1 protein-coding gene is annotated in these 1,203 nt (G+C 62.8%); it reads right to left on the bottom strand.

Translation table 11 applies throughout. The annotated features are described in order from the left end of the window. Positions 1 to 27: 27 nt before the first annotated feature. A complete protein-coding gene (locus M2282_RS31015) occupies positions 28 to 978 on the bottom strand; it encodes an IS110 family transposase (RefSeq protein ID WP_280812605.1) in 951 nt (316 codons plus the stop codon). Between the last annotated feature and the right edge of the window lie 225 nt (positions 979 to 1,203).

The following is a 1,203-nucleotide window of genomic DNA, read 5'->3' as shown; positions in this document are numbered from 1 at the left end:
AGACAGCAACCATCTTGAATGACTAACTCAAACTATCCCTGCGAGCTCATTGCTCCAAGGCGACTTGGTGCGAGCGATGGCGTTCAGGATGATCAGCAGCTTGTGCATGCAGGCGACCAGGGCGACCTTCTTGGGCTTGCCCGCAGCCAGCAGCTTTGCGTAGAAGGCCTTGAGCACGGGATTGAAGCGCGTGCCCACCAAGGCGGCCACGTAGAGCACGCGACGCACGTCGGCGCGCCCACCGAAGATATGGCGTTGCCCGCGCAAGGTGCCCGAGTCGCGGTTCATCGGTGCCAAGCCCACCAGCGAGGTGATCTGCTTGCGGTTGAGGCGCCCCAGCTCAGGCAGCTGCGCCAGCAGGGTGCTGGCTGTTGTTGGCCCTACGCCCTTGACGGAGGTCAACAGTTTGGCCAGATCGGCGTGGTGAGCCTGCACGTGCTCGTGCAATTGCCCGTCCACGTCGTGAAGCTGGGCGGCAATCGCGTCCATGATGGTCAGGATGCTGGCCTTGGCCTTCGGATGGGCCAGCGCAAGGCGCTGTCGCTCGGCCACCAGCATGGCCACCAACTGGCGCCGGCGTGTGACCAATGCGGTGAGTTCGCGCTGTTGCTCATCGAGCAGCGCACGGGGCTCATGGCCCTGCGCGTCCAGCAGGGCGGCAAAGCCGCACAACACCTGCGCATCGATCTGGTCGGTCTTGGCCAGCTTGCCCATGCAGCGGGCAAAGTCGCGTGCCTGGCGCGGGTTGATGACCGATACGCGCAGGCCGGCCGCAGCCAACGCCAGTGCCAGGAGCCGCTCATGGCCACCGGTGGCCTCCAGCAGGATCAGGCGTGGCGCCAGCGGTATCAGCACCTGGCACAACTGGGCATGCCCTGCCTCGTCGTTGCCCAAGCTCAAGGTTTGCATCTCGCCACTGGCGGCCACCTCGAAGCTGGCCTTGGCGACATCGATACCCACGTACACAGGTTCACTCATAGCAGTTCTCCGGCTCCCAGCCTTATGAATACGAAATGTGTTCGATCAACCATTCGGGATGCAGCAGAACAAAGAGACCACCACCGCGCGCCCTGTGCTGTCGTTCGAGCTCGGGCTCGCAGGAGACCCAGGCTGCGCGGTGGCGAGTCAACCCGTTCACTGATCGACGTGCTTTGCAGCACCTCGACCAATGAAGTTTGAACTATTCGAAAGATATAAGGAGAC

This window comes from Variovorax boronicumulans (assembly GCF_029892485.1).
GTDB lineage: Bacteria > Pseudomonadota > Gammaproteobacteria > Burkholderiales > Burkholderiaceae_C > Variovorax > Variovorax boronicumulans_B.
This window is presented reverse-complemented; position numbering and strand designations above follow the sequence as displayed.

What these genes read in the sequence shown, in the direction of transcription:
- M2282_RS31015 (WP_280812605.1), bottom strand. Translation starts at nt 978, where the DNA reads ATGAGTGAACCTGTGTACGTGGGTATCGATGTCGCCAAGGCCAGCTTC.